11 protein-coding genes and 2 rRNA genes are annotated in these 18,123 nt (G+C 71.1%); 2 read left to right on the top strand and 11 right to left on the bottom strand.

What is annotated here, in order from left to right:
• Positions 1-62: 62 nt before the first annotated feature.
• The 6 genes from ACG83_RS13920 to ACG83_RS45790 all read right to left on the bottom strand — a co-directional run bounded on the left by ACG83_RS13920 (position 63) and on the right by ACG83_RS45790 (position 6,845).
• Complete coding sequence (locus ACG83_RS13920; protein WP_083473240.1) at positions 63-704, bottom strand: NUDIX domain-containing protein; 642 nt, start codon at positions 702-704, stop codon at positions 63-65.
• The gene (locus ACG83_RS13915; RefSeq protein WP_054566661.1) at positions 701-2,566 is read right to left on the bottom strand and encodes a CTP synthase; all 1,866 of its coding nucleotides are present in this window, start codon (positions 2,564-2,566) and stop codon (positions 701-703) included. Before ACG83_RS13915 ends, ACG83_RS13920 begins: the two co-directional genes overlap by 4 nt.
• A 141-nt stretch (positions 2,567-2,707) precedes the next feature.
• Complete coding sequence (recN, locus tag ACG83_RS13910) at positions 2,708-4,459, bottom strand: DNA repair protein RecN (protein ID WP_054566660.1); 1,752 nt, start codon at positions 4,457-4,459, stop codon at positions 2,708-2,710.
• A 138-nt stretch (positions 4,460-4,597) separates the two neighbouring features.
• Positions 4,598-5,485, bottom strand: a complete 888-nt coding sequence (locus ACG83_RS13905) for an NAD kinase (RefSeq protein WP_054566659.1) — start codon at positions 5,483-5,485, stop codon at positions 4,598-4,600.
• Entirely contained in the window at positions 5,482-6,639 is a 1,158-nt protein-coding gene (locus ACG83_RS13900; protein ID WP_054566658.1) for a TlyA family RNA methyltransferase, read from the bottom strand. The genes ACG83_RS13905 and ACG83_RS13900 overlap by 4 nt, the downstream gene beginning before the upstream one ends.
• A gap of 26 nt (positions 6,640-6,665) precedes the next feature.
• A complete protein-coding gene (locus ACG83_RS45790; protein ID WP_006542181.1) occupies positions 6,666-6,845 on the bottom strand; it encodes a hypothetical protein in 180 nt (59 codons plus the stop codon).
• Positions 6,846-7,004: 159 nt separating this feature from the next.
• Here ACG83_RS45790 and ACG83_RS13890 point away from each other — a divergent pair, with 159 nt between their 5' ends.
• A complete protein-coding gene (locus ACG83_RS13890; protein ID WP_054566657.1) occupies positions 7,005-7,343 on the top strand; it encodes an alkyl sulfatase C-terminal domain-containing protein in 339 nt (112 codons plus the stop codon).
• Between the two features lie 83 nt (positions 7,344-7,426).
• On the opposite strand, the gene ACG83_RS13885 is transcribed toward ACG83_RS13890, so the two are convergent.
• Complete coding sequence (locus tag ACG83_RS13885) at positions 7,427-8,485, bottom strand: HAD hydrolase-like protein (protein WP_152991377.1); 1,059 nt, start codon at positions 8,483-8,485, stop codon at positions 7,427-7,429.
• 128 nt (positions 8,486-8,613) lie between these two features.
• Positions 8,614-9,048 (bottom strand): M48 family metallopeptidase, encoded by a 435-nt coding sequence (locus tag ACG83_RS13880; protein ID WP_054566655.1) that lies wholly within the window; start codon positions 9,046-9,048, stop codon positions 8,614-8,616.
• A 294-nt stretch (positions 9,049-9,342) separates the two neighbouring features.
• Between ACG83_RS13880 and ACG83_RS13875 the strand changes: the two genes are divergently transcribed.
• On the top strand, positions 9,343-10,851 hold the full coding sequence (locus ACG83_RS13875) for a DUF1015 family protein (protein WP_054566654.1): 1,509 nt from the start codon (positions 9,343-9,345) through the stop codon (positions 10,849-10,851).
• Positions 10,852-11,057: 206 nt separating this feature from the next.
• Here the strand turns inward: ACG83_RS13875 and ACG83_RS13870 are convergent, their stop codons facing one another.
• From ACG83_RS13870 to ACG83_RS13860, 3 genes are all read right to left on the bottom strand, one after another.
• Complete coding sequence (locus ACG83_RS13870; RefSeq protein ID WP_083473239.1) at positions 11,058-12,638, bottom strand: hypothetical protein; 1,581 nt, start codon at positions 12,636-12,638, stop codon at positions 11,058-11,060.
• Between the two features lie 2,100 nt (positions 12,639-14,738).
• A 5S ribosomal RNA gene (rrf, locus tag ACG83_RS13865) occupies positions 14,739-14,855 on the bottom strand.
• A 71-nt stretch (positions 14,856-14,926) separates the two neighbouring features.
• Positions 14,927-18,008: ribosomal RNA gene (locus ACG83_RS13860) — 23S ribosomal RNA — on the bottom strand.
• Between the last annotated feature and the right edge of the window lie 115 nt (positions 18,009-18,123).

The following is an 18,123-nucleotide window of genomic DNA, read 5'->3' as shown; positions in this document are numbered from 1 at the left end:
TACGTCTGCGACGGCATCACCGGCGTCCGGGTGGCGCTGGAGGCCGGCGAAGACTCGCTGGGTCAGCCGCTGGCGGCGGGTCTGGCGGGCCAGTGGGAGTCGAGCGGGCGGAGGTTGCGGTAGTCGTCGGCGCGGGCGCGGTAGGTGGCGAGCAGGCCCATCACGGCCAGCCCGTTGGTGATCTCGCCCCGCATGACCTGGTCCACCGCCACGGACAGGTCGATGCGGGTGATGCCCATCTCAGCCTCCTCGTGGACGCCGACATGCCGCTCGGCGGCCGGAATCTCCACCAGATCGCGGGCCAGGAACACCCGGAAGGCTTCGTCGGTCATCCCGGGTGAGGCGTAGACGTCGATGAGCAGGTCGAGGCGGCCGGCGCGCAGGCCGGCCTCCTCCGCCAGCTCCCGGGCGGCGGCGACGGACGCCGGCTCGCCGGGGACGTCCAGGATGCCGGCGGGCAGCTCCCACAGCGGCCCGCCGACGGGGTGGCGGTACTGGCGCACCATCACGACCCGTTCCTGCTCGTCGAGGGCGACGACGCCGACCGCGCCGGGGTGGACGACGACGTCGCGCTGCGAGGTGTCGCCGTCGGGCATGCGCACCATGTCGCGGCGCAGGGAGATGACCCGGCCGCTGTAGACGACGGAGCTGTCCGCCACCTCGTAGCGGTGCGCGGTGGGGCTGCTGTGCACGGTGTCGCTCACGGGGAGACCAGCTCCCCGTCGACACCGGTCACGTCCGCGGTGGCGGTGGAGCCCGCCGCGCGGCTGCCGTTCTTCGAGCCGGCCGCCTTCGAACGGCCCGCCTTCGAGCCACCGGCCGCCGGGCCGCCGCTGTCAGGCGCCACGCCGGCCGGGTCGGCGGCACCGGCAGCGCTGGCGGCGCCGGCCAGGGCCGAGGCCGGCATGTCGACGGGGAGCAGGCCGCGGCGCCGGTCCGCGTGCACGACCGCCGCGCGGGCGAGCCCGCGGAACAGCGGATGCGGGCGAGTCGGCCTGGAGCGGAACTCCGGGTGCGCCTGCGCGCCCACGTAGAACGGGTGGACGTCGGAAGGCAGCTCGACGACCTCGACGAGGCGGCCGTCCGGCGACGTCCCGGAGAAGACCAGGCCGGCGGCGGCGAGCTGGTCGCGGTAGGTGTTGTTCACCTCGTAGCGGTGCCGGTGGCGTTCCATCACCTCGGGTTCGCCGTACTCGCGGCGGGCGACGGTGTCGGGGCCGAGGGCGCACGGGTACAGGCCCAGGCGCATCGTGCCGCCCATGTCACGGCGGCCTTCGACGACGTCGAGCTGGTCGGCCATGGTGGAGATCACCGGGTGTTCGGTCTGCGGGTCGAACTCGGTCGAGTTCGCCTCGGCCAGCCCGGCCAGCGAACGCGCCGCCTCGACCACCATGCACTGCAGGCCCAGGCAGATGCCCAGGGTGGGGATGCCGTGGGTGCGGGCGTGCCGCAGCGCGGTGATCTTCCCTTCGATGCCCCGGACGCCGAACCCGCCCGGCACGATGATCCCGTCGACGCCGTCGAGCAGGTGCGCGGCGGCCTCCGGGGAGGTGAACTCGTCGGAGGCGATCCAGCGGATGTCCGGGCGGGCGTCGGCGGCGAACGCGCCGGCCCGCAGCGCCTCGCTGACCGACAGGTAGGCGTCGGGCAGGTCGATGTACTTGCCGACGATGGCCACCGTCGCCGAGTTCGCGGGATGGTGGACCCGCCGCAGCAGGGTGTCCCATTCGGTCCAGTCGACGTCCCGGAAGCTGAGGCCGAGGCGGCGCACCACGTAGGCATCGAGGCCCTCGCGGTGCAGCACCTTCGGGATGTCGTAGATGGAGTCGGCGTCCGGGGCTCCGACCACCGCCTCGTCGTCGACGTCGCACATCAGCGCGATCTTGCGCTTGAGCGCGTCGGGCAGCGGCCGGTCCGAGCGGCACACCACCGCGTCCGGCTGCAGGCCGATGCTGCGCAGCGCCGCCACCGAATGCTGGGTCGGCTTCGTCTTCAGCTCACCCGACGGGGCGAGGTACGGGACGAGGCTGACGTGCACGGTGAAGGCGTTGTCCCGCCCGACCTCGTGCCGCACCTGGCGGATCGCCTCCAGGTAGGGCAGCGACTCGATGTCACCGACCGTGCCACCCACCTCGGTGATCACCACGTCGACCGCGTCGGTCGCCAGCCGGCGGATGCGGTCCTTGATCTCGTCGGTGATGTGCGGGACGACCTGGACCGTCTGCCCCAGGTACGCACCGCGCCGCTCCCGCGCGATCACCGCCGAGTACACCTGGCCGGTGGTCACGTTGGCGCTGCCGTCCAGATCGACGTCGAGGAACCGCTCGTAGTGGCCGATGTCCAGGTCGGTCTCGGCACCGTCGTCGGTGACGAACACCTCGCCGTGCTGGAACGGATCCATCGTGCCTGGATCGACGTTGAGATACGGGTCGAGTTTCTGCATCGTGACCCGCAGACCGCGGGCCTTCAGCAGACGGCCGAGGCTGGACGCCGTCAGGCCCTTACCCAGACTGGAGGCCACGCCTCCAGTGACGAACACATGCTTGGTCATATGCGCCTGCGCCACGCGGAACTCCCGTGGTCACGCCGCCGGTACCGGCCCCGGCGCCTCCACGGGTCTTCACGGTAACACCGCCCTGAGCAGGGCCGCAGGCCGCCCCGCCGGGGACGGCGTTCAGAACCGGTTCAGGACCGGTTCAGAACCAGCTCAGGAGCGGGTCAGCTCGGCCTTGTCCGCCGCGGCGGCGGCGAGGAGCTCCTCGGCATGCCCGCGGGCCAGCGTGCTCTCCTCCTGGCCGGCCAGCATCCGGGACAGCTCCCGGACCCGCGCCGGGCCGTCCAGCGCCACCACGCCGCTGCGGGTCACCGACCCGTCGCTGGCCTTGTGCACGACCAGATGCTGGTCGGCGAAGGCCGCCACCTGCGGCAGGTGGGTGATGCAGATGACCTGGTGGGTGCGGGCGAGCCGGGCGAGGCGGCGGCCGATCTCGACCGCGGCGCGCCCACCCACACCGGCGTCGACCTCGTCGAAGACCATCGTCGCGCCGGCGTCGGCCGCGGCGAGGACCACCTCGATCGCCAGCATCACCCGGGACAGCTCACCGCCCGACGCGCCCTTCTCCACCGGGCGGGCGGGCGCGCCCGGGTGCGGCACCAGCCGCAGCTCCACATCGTCGACCCCGCTCGGCCCGTAGGCGACCGTACGGCCCCCCACCGGCAGCCCGGCCGGGTCGTCCCGCTGGCCGACCACCGCCAGCACCTTCGCCCTGGGCATCGCCAGGCCCGCCAGCTCCGCCGCCACCGCCGCACCGAAACGCTCCGCGGCGTCGGCGCGCGCGGCGCTGATCCGCTCGGCGAGCCCGGCGAGCTCCGCGGTGAGCTGCTCGCACTCGGCGGTGAGCGCGCCGGACTGGTCGCCGTCGCCGTCGAGCTCCAGCAGCCGGCGCCCCGCCGTCTCGGCCCAGGCGAGCACGCCGTCGACGTCCGTACCGTGCGCGCGGGCCAGGGTGGTGAGCTCGGCCCGGCGGGCCTGGGCGGACGCGAGCCGCGCCGGGTCCGACTCCACCCCGGCCCCGTAGGAGGCCAGGTCGGCGGCGACGTCGGCGAGCAGGGCCACCACCTCGGCCAGCCGGTTCGCGAGCTCGGCGAGCTCCGGGTCCAGCGACGCGTCACCCGCGACGATCCGGCGGGCGGCACCGACCAGGTCGACCGCGCCCGGGGTGTCGTCACCGGACTCCGGATCGCTGACCAGCGCCCCGTGCGCCGACCGCGCCACCTGCGACAGGGTCTCGGCGTGCTCCAGCCGGCTCAGCTCCGCGGCCAGCGCGACGTCCTCCCCGGGCTGCGGGGCGACCCGTTCGACCTCGGCGAGGCCGAGCCGCAGCAGCTCCGCCTCCTGCGCCCGCTCCCGGGCCCGCCCGGTGATCTCGGCGAGCCGGGCCCGGGCCTTCGCCAGCCGGGCGTAGACCCGGGTGTAGTGCGCCAGCGGCTCGGCGACCGCGGACCCGGCGAAACGATCGAGCGCGTCGCGCTGCATCGCCGGTCGCCGCAGGCGCTGCGCCTCGGACTGGCCGTGCACCGCGATGACGTTCTCGGTGATCTCGGCGAGGACACTGGCGGGCACCGAGCGGCCGGCCAGCTGGGCCCGCGACCGGCTTTCGGCGGTCAGCGTGCGCCCCATCAGGATCACGTCGTCGTCGAGCTCGCCGTCGAGCTCGTGCACCCGCTTGACCAGCGGGGAGTCGGCGGCCACGACGAGCCGGGCCTCCACGGACGCCCGGCCGGCCGCCGCGGAGACGAGGGCGTAGTCGGCCCGGCCCCCGGTCAGCAGGCCCAGACCCTGGACGATCATGGTCTTGCCGGCGCCGGTCTCACCGGTGACCACCGTCAGCCCCGGCGCCAGGTCGAGGACAGCGTCATCAATGACACCGAGGCCGCGAATGCGAATCTCCTCGAGCACGCCCCGCACTCTAGCGTCACATCCGCCCCGGCCGGCACCCGGAAATCGGGGAATGGGTGGCGTGCCGCCGATTCCCGGCACGTCCCGGCGCGGGGTGATGCCGATGCTCGCGCCGGTCGGCGCGCTGGTCAGGGCTGGTCAGCGCTCCGATCGCCCCCGCCAGCCGGCGACGGGAAGGTCGAACTTCGCCACCAGGCGATCGGTGAACGGCTGTGGTCTGATCACCGCGAGACGCACCGGCCGCCGCCCACGCACCACCTCGACCCGCGACAGGCTCGGCAGATCGAACATCCGGCGCCCGTCGCAGTAGAGCACCGCCGGGACGTCCGGCAGCACCTCGATGGCCACCACCGCGCCGGGCGCGAGCACCAGCGGCCGCGCGAACAGCGCGTGCGCGCTGATCGGCACCACCAGCAGCGCCTCCACCCCCGGCCACAGCACCGGACCACCCGCGGAGAACGCGTACGCGGTCGAGCCGGTCGGCGTCGAGCAGATCACGCCGTCGCAGCCCCACCGCGACAGCGGCCGGCCGTCGATCTCCACGACGCATTCGAGCATCCGGGCCCGCTCGGTCTTCTCCAACGACATCTCGTTGAGCGCCCAGCCGGTGTAGAGGACCTCGCCCTGGTGACGGACCGTCACCTCGACGGTCATCCGTTCCTCGACCGTGTACTCCTTGCGGACCACGTGCTCGACGGTGGCGCGCAGTGCGTCCGGCTCCGCCTCGGCCAGGAAGCCGACATGGCCGAGGTTGACGCCGAGCAGCGGGACGTCGGCCGAGCGGGCGAACTCGGCGCCCCGCAGCAGGCTGCCGTCGCCGCCGAGGACGAGCACCAGCTCCGTTCCGACGGCGGCGTCGATGTCCGCCGGCACGACGTTCGGCGCCGAGAGGTCCAGCAGCTCCGCCTCGTCCCGCAGCACCCGCGGCGAGACACCGGCCGCCCCGAGCAGCTCCAGCACCTGCTGGGCGCTCTCCCGCACCACGGAACGGCGCGGATGGGTGACGACAAGCACCTCGCGGGTCATCGATCGGTCCTTGGGGAGGAGGGGGCGGAGTGCGAGGAGGGGGGCGCGACCTGCGCAGTGGCCGGTGCAGTCCCGGCCGGTCCGGCGGCGATCGCCGCGGCCGTCATCGCCTCGATCTCCCCGGCGCCACGGACCACATCGGCACGCAGCCAGAGCAGGTACTCGACGTTGCCCGCCGGGCCCGGCAACGGGCTGGCCGTCACGCCGCACACGCCGAGCCCGAGCTCCGCGGCAGCCGCGGCGACGGATCGCACCGCACCAGCATGCAAGGCCACATCACGGACCACACCACCCGCGCCGAGGAACTCCCGGCCCACCTCGAACTGCGGCTTGACCAACAGGACGAAATCCGCGTCGGGCCCGGCGCAGACCCGTAGCGCCGGCAGCACGAGAACCAGCGAGATGAACGAAAGGTCACCGACGACCAGATCCACCGGCTCCCCGACCTGATCGGGCGCCAGGTGCCGGGCGTTCGTCCGGTCCAGCACCCGCACCCGTGGATCCGCGCGCAGCCGCCACACCAGCTGCCCGTAGCCGACGTCGACCGCCACCACCTCCCGGGCGCCGTAACGCAGCAGCACGTCGGTGAACCCCCCGGTGGAGGCACCGACGTCGAGACAGCGCCGCCCGGCCACGACGAGCGCCGGTCGCGCCGGTCGCGCCGGCAGGTCCTGCGGCTCGTGCGCCCCCTGCGGCTGCGCCTCCCGCGGCTCGGTAGGCGGTTCCGCCGAACCGCCGGACACCGGAAGCCGTTCGGCGGAGCCGCCCGGCACCGGACGCGGCTCCGCGGAACCGGCGCGCACCGGAAACGGTTCCGCGGAGCCGCCGGACACCGCACGCGGTTCCGCGCAACCGCCGGACGCCGGGGCGGCACCTCCCGAACCGGGAATCCCCGGCTCAGGAACCTCCGGCGCGGGCACACCGAACGCTTCGAAGGCGCCGACCAGCTTGTGCGCGCCTCGGGAGGCATAGCCCGGATCGTCACCCACCGCCAGGACGATCGACGCCGACGCGTCGACCATCGTCGCCGGCTTCGTCGCCGTGACCCCGCCGACCCGGACCCGGCCGGCGCTGATCGCCTCGGCCGCACGCTCCCGCGACGTCACCAGCTTGCGGCGGACGAGTTCGACGTCCAGCCGCGCACGGCGAGCCACCGATGACCCCGCCCGACCCGACCGACTCACCGAGGCGCCCGGGCGCCGTCCGGACCGGATGTGCCGGCCAGATCCCGCAAGGCGTCCTCCAGAAGGCCGTGCACCTCCTCGAACGCCTTCAGATGCTCGACCGCCGGCCGGCCGGGGAGCATCGCGAGCCGCGCGAGTGCCGCCGTCAGCTCGGCGGACAGTTCGTCGGTGTTCACCGGACAAGCCTCTCGCATTCCGGATGGTGCCGATGCCCGGCCTGGACATCGCCATCCCACACGTGGTCGCACTCACACCGGGCCAGTCCCGCTCCGGCCGTCGGCAGCGCTCTCGCGTTAGTGTCTGACGGCGGTGGGGGAAGGAGGTGGACGTCCGGAATGGCGGACCGTTTGCAGTGTGAGGCCGCACTGCGTGACCTCGCCTCCCGCCTGGACATGCTCGCCCAGACCAACCGTGCGGCCCGCACCCCTGATCGTGTCATCGTCTGCCGCATCCCGGATCTGGAGACCACCTTCTCCGGTCATCTGCGCGGTGGCTGCCTGCATGACATCGGGGAGGGCGAGCGGCCCGGCGCACAGATCACCCTCACCCTCAGCAGCGACGACCTCCTCGCCGTGACCAGCGGGACGCTTTCGGTCACCTCGGCCTGGGCCAGTGGCCGCCTCAAGGTGGACGCGAGCGTCCGCGACCTGCTCCGGGTACGCGCGCTGCTGTGACCTGCGCTGCCTGACCGACCCGCGTTGCGTGACCGACCTGTGCTGCTCGCGCTGACCTGCGCTGCGCCCGGCCGGAGCCGGCATCAGCGGGGTACGCGCAGGTCCTCGCAGCCGGGCGGCCGCTCGTCGGCGAGCGCGGTCAGCGTGCGTCCCGCGTCGGCAGCCGCCCAGGCCAGGGCGCAGGCGGCGCGAAGCGCGTCGAGGCCGTCATCTCCGGCGCCGGCGCCGGTGTTGGTGTTGGTGTTGGTGTTGGTGCTGCGACCAGCTCTCCCGTCGTCCGCCGCCGGGTGCCAGCGCAGGGTGGTTCCGTCCAGAACGCAGGCCCAGGCACCGCACCGGGACGAATCGTCCCGTACCTCGACCGCCGGCTGGGTACGGCGCAGCCCGCGCAGGTCGGCCGCGACGAAGGTGGGCCGGTGCCACGGCGGCGCCGCGAACAGCTCGGCGGGCCCGGTGACACCGGTGAACACGAGCAACGTCGGTGTCGCCGACCGCGTGCCCGCCTCGATGTCGGTGTCCAGCCGGTCGCCGACGATGATCGGGTTGCGCGCACCGCTGCGCCGCACCGATTCGGCGTGCATCGCCAGCTCCGGCTTCCCGGTCACGACGGGCTCGGCCTCGGTCGCGGCCCGGACGAAGGCCACCAGCGCCCCGTTACCGGGCGCCAGCCCACGCTCCGTCGGCACCGTCAGATCCGTGTTGCTCGCGACCCACCAGGCACCCGCCCGGACGGCCAGCACGGCCTCGACCAGCCGGGCGTACGTCATCTCCGGGTCGAAACCCTGGACGACGGCGGCCGGCTCGTCGGCAGCCGACGACGTCGGCGACAGCCCCTCGGCCCGCACCGCCTCCCACAGCCCCGCCCCGCCGGCCACCAGCACCTTCGCCCCCGCCGGGAGACGCTCGGCCAGCACGTGCGCGGCGGCCTGCGCCGACGTCACCACATCGGTGGGACCGGCCGCAACCCCGAAGCCGGTCAGCCGGGCGGCGACCGTCTCCGGGGTCCGCAGCGCGTTGTTCGTCACGTAGACCGTGCGCATTCCGTCGACGGCCGCGGCCTCGATCACGGCCGCGGCGTGTGGCACGGCCCGCTCGCCCCGGTTCACGACACCGTCGAGATCCATCAGGGCGACGTCGAACATCGACGCGGGCGTCCGAGACGAACCGGAAAGCGGCGCCCATGTCGCCACCGCCGTCGCGGCCGCCGCGGCCATCACAGGCGTGGCAGGGGACGCGGTTGGCGCAGCCGTTACTGGCGCGGTCGAGGGCCTCATGCGCGGTTCAGCGCCGCGCGCGCGCCGCGCAACGCGACACCGTAGTGGGCCAGGTCCGGCCGCATCGCCACGGCGAGCGCCAGGTGCTCGATGGCGACCCGCAGGTCCCCCGCCCGACGGGCCGCCATTCCCAACCCGAACTGGGCGTAGTCGTCCGTGGGATGCCTGTCGACGATCCAGGCGAAGGTGCGTGCGGCGTCATCGAACTGACCGGCCTCGAACTGGGCCCGGGCCAGTGCCTCCCGCACGCTCGGCGACGCCGGCTCCGCCGCCACCGCGTGCGCGAGAAGCTGCACAGCGGCGTTCGCGTCGCCGTGCCCCAGCAGGGCCATCCCACGTGTGTACCAGTCGTAGACCTCACCGGCAGGCGAGCGCGCCGGCTCCGGCCCCTGCCGACCGCCCCCGCCCCCTGTGCCGAACTCCTCCGTCATGGCACCTCCACGTCGTCCGGACCACCGCGGTCGCGGCAACCACGGCAGCGGAACAGCACCGCCCGGCCGACGCCCTCGGCGACACAGATGGGAGGGAGGTGTCCCACCCTCCCAACCAGTTTCACCGTAAGCGGCACTCACATGCCCCAACATCGGAATAACGGCCTGTCTTCCACGCCACCCGGATCCGTCCCGCCGGGACCGCCGCGCCGGGAACGCGGCGTCGCCGCGGTGGGGCAGCCAGCGGGAGCCGGGCCTCGCGGCGGATGAGGGCACGCGGTCGGAGCACCTACGATGCGCCTCATGGTTGCCCCTGATGCCGCCGCGCCCGTTCCCCCGGTGTCCGTCCCGGTGCCAGTCCCCGCCGGACTCGTGCTGGCGCCCTTCCGCGCGGCCCGTTTCGCGGCCACCGGCGCGGATCTCGCCACGCTCACGTCGCCGCCCTACGACGTCATCGACGAGGACGAGCGCACGGCGCTGGAGGCCTCCGCCGCGCACAACGTCGTCCGGCTGATCCTGCCGCGTGACGTTCCCGGCGATGTGCCCGGCGATGCTCCTGGCGCCCTTCCCGGGCCCGGCGCACCGGGCGGGGCGGACGAGGTCGGCAACCGTTATGAGCAGGCGGAGCGAACCCTGCGCGCGTGGCTGGACAGCGGCGTGCTGGTCCGCGACGACGTCCCCACGCTCTACGTGTACGAACAGCGACAGGGAGACCACGTCCAGCGCGGCCTCGTCGGAGCGCTGGCACTCGCGGACCCCGACGCCCAGATCGTCCTGCCGCACGAGAACACCATGGCCGGCCCGGTCTCCGACCGGCTCTCCCTGACCCGCGCCACCGCGGCCAACCTGGAACCGATCTTCCTGCTCTACGACGGCGGCGGCCCGGCCAGCGCCGCCGTGGCCGAGGCCGTCGCCAGCCCTCCGATCATCGACGTCGACACCGACGTCGACACGGCGGACCGCGTGACGCACCGGCTCTGGGCGATCGACGACCCGGCCACCCTGGAAGTCATCGCGGCGGATCTGCTCCCCCGCCGCGCGGTGATCGCGGACGGCCATCACCGGTATGCGACCTATCGCCAGTACCAGGCGGAGCGACACGCCGCCGGCGACGGCGACGGCCCGTGGGACCTCGGGCTCACCTTCCTGGTCGACGCCACCGCCAGCGGCCCGCAGGTACACGCCATCCACCGCGCCGTGCGGGGCCTCACCCTCGCCGACGCGGTCAGCCGGGCCCGGGAGTCCTTCACCGTCCGCCAGCTCACCACCACGAATGCCGACGACACAGCCGCCACCGCTGCCGGAACCGGCACCATCGCGACCGGCGCGACCGGCACTTCCGGCGCTGCCGCGGGCACGGCGACCGCGCCGGTGCCCGTCCCCGTCGACCCCGCGACGCTGCTCGACGAGCTCGCCACGGCCGGACGGGCGGGCCATGCCTTCGTGATCACCGATGGGTCGGCGGCCTACCTGCTCACCCAGCCCTCGGCCGACCTGCTGCGACAGGCGCTGCCGGCCGAGCGGTCGGAGGCGTTTCGGCGCCTCGACGTCACCGTGGCGCACCTCGCGCTGATCTCGCAGGTGTGGAAGCTGGAGGACGCCGTCGGGGTCGTCGACTACTACCACGACGCGCCGGCCGCACTGGCTGCCGCGCGCGCCTCCGGCGGGGTCGCACTCCTGCTGAACCCGACTCCGGTCGCGGACGTGATCGCCGTCGCCGGCGCTGCTGAGCGGATGCCCCGCAAGTCCACCCTTTTCACGCCCAAGCCCCGCACCGGGCTGCTGATGCGTCCGCTGGACTGAGGATCCGCGCCGGCGCCAGTTCATCTCAAGAGGTGCGAAAGGGGCATAGAGCACCTGGCGGGTCGCAAGAAAGAAGGATTCTGGTCGTGCCGACGACCAAAATCGTTCAGTCTTGCGGCTCGCCAAACCGGGCCACCGGGCCGCGGCGCTGAGTCTTGCCTCGGGATGGCCATCCGGCGCGCCTGGGCGCGCCGGATGGCGCACCGTCAACCGGCCGGCTCGTCCTCGTCCCGGCTTCCCGCCTCGGCCGGCTTCACACCGCCCGGGGCATCCGAGAAGACGATCTCCGGGATCGGGGCCGCGCTGTCCGCGGCGACGGCCGACGCCGTGCTCTCCGGGGCCGCCGAGAAGTCGACGGCAGGCTCAGCCACAGGCACCGGCTCACCGGCGCCTGTGGCTGCCGAGGCCGAGGCGGCATCGACCAGCTCAGCCGCATCCACCTCGCTCGTCTCCCCACTCGGCTCGTCCGCCGGCTCGTCCGACGCGAGATCCTCCGCGTTCTCCGCCGCGAGATCCTCGGTGTTCGCCGCGTTTCCCTCGGCGCGGGACTCCTCACCCGATACCCCGGGAAGGACCCCCTCGTCTGCGTCCTCGGAGCGCGGCTCCTGCGCGAGTGCCGTCTGCGCGAGTGGCTCCGCGCCGACCGGCGCGGTCACGCCGTCCGGCCCGGACTCAGGGCCTGCGTCGTCGTTCAGATCCGCGACGATCGGGGTGGCGTCAGACCCGGCCGAGCCCACCTCGTCCTCGTCGTCCTCGTCGCCCTCGTCCTCGTCGTCCTCGTCCGCCTGATCGACGGCATCGATGCCGTCAACGTCGTCGACGACCTGGTCGGCATCGTCGGCCTCGTCGTCGATGACCGTCAGCTCGTAGATCCGCTCCGCCGCGTCGGTCTCGTCCTCGTCGATCGCCGCGGTGGCCGTGAACCAACGCAGGGCCTCCACCGGACGATCCGCGGCGAGCAGCGCCTCCGCGTAGGCGTACCAGAGCCGTGGCGTCCACGGACGCGGTTCGCTCCTGGCCATCGCCGCGTCGCGCAGCAGCACCACCGCAGCCTCGGGCTGGCCCATGTCGCGCCGGGCACCGGACACCACGATCAGCAGCTCCACCCGCGCCGCCTCGTCCAACTCGGCGACACCGGGATCGGACAGGCAGTCGACAGCACGCTCGGGTCGGCCGAGACCGCGCTCCGCGTCGGCCATCAGTGGCAGGTTGTGCGGCGACCCGTCGATGCGCCGCGCCGCACGCAGCTCCAGCAGCGCGGCCGCGTACTCACCGGCATGGTAGGCGGCTACGCCGACCGCCTCACGCACAGCTGCCATGCGGGGCAGCCGCGCCGCCGCCGCTCGGGCGTGCTCCAACGCCAGCGCGGGATCGGTGTCGACGAGCATCGCCGCAGCGACGAGATGCCGGGCGATCGTCTCCGCCAACGGCGCCGGCACACTGCGCAGGTCCCGCCGGACGTCCCGGTCGAGCAGCTCGGCCCGCGCCTCGTCCGGCAGCGCGGGCGCGGCCGGGCGACGACGCGGGACGGTGCCGTCCCCCGGACCACCCGACCGGCTGGGGCTGTCGGTGGGACGGCGTGCGGGCCTCCCGGCCGAGGGGCCGCCGCGGGAGGCGGGCCGACCACCATCCGAACGGCGCGGGCCCGAGCGGTTCGCGTCCGGACGCGAACCCGACGACGGACGCTCCCATCGTGGCTTCGTCTCGCCACCACGGTAGGTATCGCCCCTGCCGACCTGCGGGCCCGCGGGCGCGGCGCCGTTGTCGGCCGCGCCGCCACGGGCCACCGGCTCGTGGTCCGGCCGCGTGCCCGGCTCCGGCTTTGTTTCCTGCGCCGGCCTTGAGCCCGGCTCCGGTCGCGTGCCGGGCCCGAAGCGTCGCGGCCGGTCGGCGCCGTCGGACCGAGGCGCGTCGGATCGAGGTCCGTCGGACCGAGGTCCGTCGGACCGAGGTCCAGACGCACTCCAGCGGCCGGGCCGCTCCCCGCCGTCGCGGCGGAAATCCCGGCGGCCGTCGCGACCGCCGGCACCGGTTGGACGTCCGCGGTATCCCGTGGATGACGGCCCGGACTCGCCACGTGGGGTGTTGCCCTCACCGTGCGGTCGCGCCGGCCGGCGCTCGGTGCTGTCGAAGCGCCTTTGGTCGGTACGGCGCTCGGGCCCTCGATCCGCGCCCGCGAAACGCCGCTGGTCGGTGCCACGCTCAGCCCGGGGCCAGCGGTCACCGCTGGGCGCGGAGGAGCGGTCGGGGCGCTGCTCACGGTCAGGGCGCTGCTCACGGGGACCGCCGTGGCGGGCGTCCCCGCGGGAGAAGCCCCGACCGGCGCCACCACCGTCACCGGAACGCCGGTCGCCGGCGGCGAACCGCTCGGGGGCACGTCCACGGCCCCCGTCGCGACGCGTATCGTCCCGGCGGGTCTCGCCGCGATCACGCCGGTCGCTGTCACGGCGGTCGGCGTCTCCGCGGCTGTCCTCTCGGCGGTACCCCTCACGGGTGGCACCACCGCGTGCAGGTCCGCCCCGCCAGCCGTCAGAACCCGGAGCACCGCCGCGCCGAGCCGCGTCATCGCGTGGAGCACCATCACGGCCAGTGGACCAGGGCCGGTTCGTGGAGACACGCGCAGGCCCGTCGGAACGCGCACGGTTCACCGGTGCGCCGGCGGACGGCTTCCCAGCCCCGCCACCAGGCCGCCGTGCCGCCCGGTCACCGACATAGCGACCGGAACGCGCACCGTATCCGGAGCTGTCGCCTTCTCCGCCGTCGCTCGGCCGGGACCAGCGTCCGCCGCCGGCCGGACCGCCATCAGGTCGACCCGTACCAGGGGGCCTGCCGTAACTCTCGCGCCGGCCAGAGCTCTCCGTCCGGCCAGGCCTCTCCTGCCAGCCGGAGCTCTCGGTGCGGCCCGCACCCTCACCGCGACCCGCGCCCGTGCCCGCGCTGTCGCCTCTCCCCGCACGCTGCCACTGCGGACGCGGCCCCGAGCCCGAACCTCCACCCGATCCGCCGGTCTGGTTGTCGCGCCAACGGCCGCCACCGGCCCGCGGTGCAGGGCCAGCACGCCCGGACGACGCCCGCCCGGACGAAGGCGTCCAGCCGGAGGAGGCGGCGCCCGCTCCCCGCGCCGGGCCGGCGCCACGCGAACCGCCGCCTGCGGCACCGCCGCCACCACCGCCAGCCGACGAACCGCTCGAACCGGCGTGGCCGCGGGGGGCAGCCGAACCCGCCGGGCCGCGGCCGCCCTCGGTGCGGCGAGCGGGCCGGTCCTGTGACCACCCGCCGTCGCCCTTCACCACGCGCCCGGATCGCCTGACCTCGCTGCCGCCTGCGCGGCCGCCCTCCGACGAGGTGCGGCGCGGTCCCTGACCGTCGCGTCGGTCCCCACCGCTTCTCACTGGTCGCGCCGGCCGGCCCTGCTGGCCGGCGCGCCGCTCCCGCGGAGGCCCTCCAGACCCGGACGGCTGGGACCTCGACGACTCGTCGTTCGGCATAACGGAAAGCATTCCCTTCGTTCCGGGGTGCCGGAACGCGGCCTTCCCCAGGTACATCTCATTCTCTGCGGCAGGCCCGGCAGGCACCCGCCGGGCCTGCCGGAGAGCCAACTGATACCGGACGTCCCACCAGCTCCGGTCCGCCGCGCCCTCCAGGTCGGCCCCGGGCCCAGGGACACCGACGAACCTGTGGGACACGCTCGGAGCCTCATCAGCGCCTCATCAGCGCCTGGCCACTGGTGATACGCCCAGCGGACCAGTACCCCTGGCGCGGCCGGCGACCGGGAGGCCACGAGAGCCTCCGGGGCGATCCGAAAAGGCACTACAAACCAAAAGGCACTACAAATACAGGTAGGGGCTGTCTCCGGCACCAACCAGAGACAGCCCCTACCTAAAGAAGTCCGGCGGCGTCCTACTCTCCCACGCGGTCCCCCACGCAGTACCATCGGCGCTGAAGGGCTTAGCTACCGGGTTCGGAATGGAACCGGGCGTTTCCCCTTCGCCAAAGCCACCGAAACACCATCAGACCCGACCCTCCGGTCGCAGCCCGAGAACCGCACAGTGGACGCAAAACAGCAGAATCATATGTAGTCAAGCCCTCGGCCTATTAGTACCGGTCAGCTCCATGCGTCACCGCACTTCCACCTCCGGCCTATCAACCCGATCATCTAGTCGGGGGCCTTACCAGGCTACCCTGTGGGAGACCTCATCTTGAAGCGAGCTTCCCGCTTAGATGCTTTCAGCGGTTATCCCTTCCGAACGTAGCCAACCAGCCATGCCCTTGGCAGAACAACTGGCACACCAGAGGTTCGTCCGTCCCGGTCCTCTCGTACTAGGGACAGCCCTTCTCAAGTCTCCTGCGCGCGCGGCGGATAGGGACCGAACTGTCTCACGACGTTCTAAACCCAGCTCGCGTACCGCTTTAATGGGCGAACAGCCCAACCCTTGGGACCTACTCCAGCCCCAGGATGCGACGAGCCGACATCGAGGTGCCAAACCTTGCCGTCGATATGGACTCTTGGGCAAGATCAGCCTGTTATCCCCGGGGTACCTTTTATCCGTTGAGCGACGGCGCTTCCACAAGCCACCGCCGGATCACTAGTCCCTGCTTTCGCACCTGCTCGACATGTCTGTCTCACAGTCAAGCTCCCTTGTGCACTTGCACTCAACACCTGATTGCCAACCAGGCTGAGGGAACCTTTGGGCGCCTCCGTTACCCTTTAGGAGGCAACCGCCCCAGTTAAACTACCCACCTGACACTGTCCCTGATCCGGATCACGGACCGAGGTTAGACATCCAGTACGACCAGAGTGGTATTTCAACAACGACTCCACCGGAACTGGCGTCCCAGCTTCACAGTCTCCCACCTATCCTACACAAACCGAACCGAACACCAATATCAAGCTGTAGTAAAGGTCCCGGGGTCTTTCCGTCCTGCCGCGCGTAACGAGCATCTTTACTCGTAGTGCAATTTCGCCGAGTCTGTGGTTGAGACAGTAGGAAAGTCGTTACGCCATTCGTGCAGGTCGGAACTTACCCGACAAGGAATTTCGCTACCTTAGGATGGTTATAGTTACCACCGCCGTTTACTGGCGCTTAAGTTCTGAGCTTCGCCCCGAAGAGCTAACCCGTCCCCTTAACGTTCCAGCACCGGGCAGGCGTCACTCCGTATACATCGTCTTACGACTTCGCACGGAGCTGTGTTTTTAGTAAACAGTCGCTTTCCCCTGGTCTCTGCGGCCCCTCCCCGCTTCGGAGGCAAAGCTCCTACACAGGAAGTGGCCCCCCTTCTCCCGAAGTTACGGGGGCATTTTGCCGAGTTCCTTAACCACAGTTCACTCGCACGCCTCGGTATTCTCTACCTGACCACCTGTGTCGGTTTAGGGTACGGGCGGCCCTGACACTCGCTAGAGGCTTTTCTCGGCAGCATGGAATCACCCACTTCGCCACAATCGGCTCGGCATCAGGTCTCAGGCACACAAGACGCGGATTTGCCTACGTCTCGCCCTACACCCTTGCCCCAGGAAAACCACCTCCTGGGTTGGACTATCCTCCTGCGTCACCCCATCGCTTGCCTACTACTGGCCAGGATCCCGACCAGCCCAAGCCCCACCCGAAAGCAGAACAAGAACCAGAACGGTTAGCACAACCAGGTTCAGCATGGGCGCGTCAGCGCCGGTACGGGAATATCAACCCGTTGTCCATCGACTACGCCTGTCGGCCTCGCCTTAGGTCCCGACTCACCCTGGGCGGAAAAGCCTGCCCCAGGAACCCTTGGTCATTCGGCGGACGGGATTCTCACCCGTCATTCGCTACTCATGCCTGCATTCTCACTCGTGTAGCGTCCACGACTGGGTCACCCCGCCGCTTCACTCGCCACACGACGCTCCCCTACCCATACACAACGTGTATGCCGCAGCTTCGGCGGTGCGCTTGAGCCCCGCTACATTGTCGGCGCGGAATCACTTGACCAGTGAGCTATTACGCACTCTTTCAAGGGTGGCTGCTTCTAAGCCAACCTCCTGGTTGTCTATGCGACTCCACATCCTTTTCCACTTAGCGCACGCTTAGGGGCCTTAGCTGGCGATCTGGGCTGTTTCCCTCTCGACTACGAAGCTTATCCCCCGCAGTCTCACTGCCACGCTTCACTTACCGGCATTCGGAGTTTGGCTGACTTCAGTAAGCTTGTGGGCCCCCTAGGCCATCCAGTGCTCTACCTCCGGCAAGAAACACGCAACGCTGCACCTAAATGCATTTCGGGGAGAACCAGCTATCACCGAGTTTGATTGGCCTTTCACCCCTACCCACAGCTCATCCCCCAGGTTTTCAACCCTGGTGGGTTCGGTCCTCCACACGGTCTTACCCGCGCTTCAACCTGGCCATGGGTAGATCACTCGGCTTCGGGTCTTGGACATGCGACTCAACGCCCTATTCGGACTCGCTTTCGCTACGGCTACCCCACACGGGTTAACCTCGCCACACACCGCAAACTCGCAGGCTCATTCTTCAAAAGGCACGCGGTCACCAGGCTCCGAAAAGCCCAGCCCCCACGGATTGTAGGCACACGGTTTCAGGTACTATTTCACTCCCCTCCCGGGGTACTTTTCACCTTTCCCTCACGGTACTAGTCCGCTATCGGTCACCAGGGAGTATTTAGGCTTAGCGGGTGGTCCCGCCAGATTCACACGGAATTTCACGGGCTCCGTGCTACTTGGGAAACTGTTCAGGAGACGTGCCGTTTTCACCTACAGGGCTGTTACCCTCTATGGCGGTCCATTCGCATGACCTTCGGCTAACAACACGCTTTCTTACTCCTCGACAGGACGGCAGCCCTGCCCGAACAGTCCCACAACCCCAGCCACGCAACGCCTGCCGGCTATCACACGAAACTGGTTTAGCCTCATCCGCTTTCGCTCACCACTACTCGCGGAATCACGGTTGTTTTCTCTTCCTGTGGGTAATGAGATGTTTCACTTCCCCACGTTCCCTCCACATGCCCTATGTGTTCAGGCACGGGTGACAGGATTTAAAGCCCTGCCGGGTTTCCCCATTCGGAAATCCTCGGATCACAGCTCGGTTGACAGCTCCCCGAGGCATATCGCAGCCTCCCACGTCCTTCATCGGCTCCTGGTGCCAAGGCATCCACCGTGCGCCCTTAATAACTTGGCCACAAAGATAAAGATGCTCGCGTCCACTGTGCAGTTCTCAAACTACGAACGGAAACCAGTCGCGCCCGTGAGACCAACCACCCAACACGGATAGCGGTATCCCACACGAACCAGCC

It is taken from the genome of Frankia sp. R43 (assembly GCF_001306465.1).
Lineage (GTDB): Bacteria > Actinomycetota > Actinomycetes > Frankiales > Frankiaceae > Parafrankia > Parafrankia irregularis.
The sequence above is the reverse complement of the archived record's forward strand: the minus strand, read 5'-3'. Positions and strand labels throughout refer to the sequence as shown.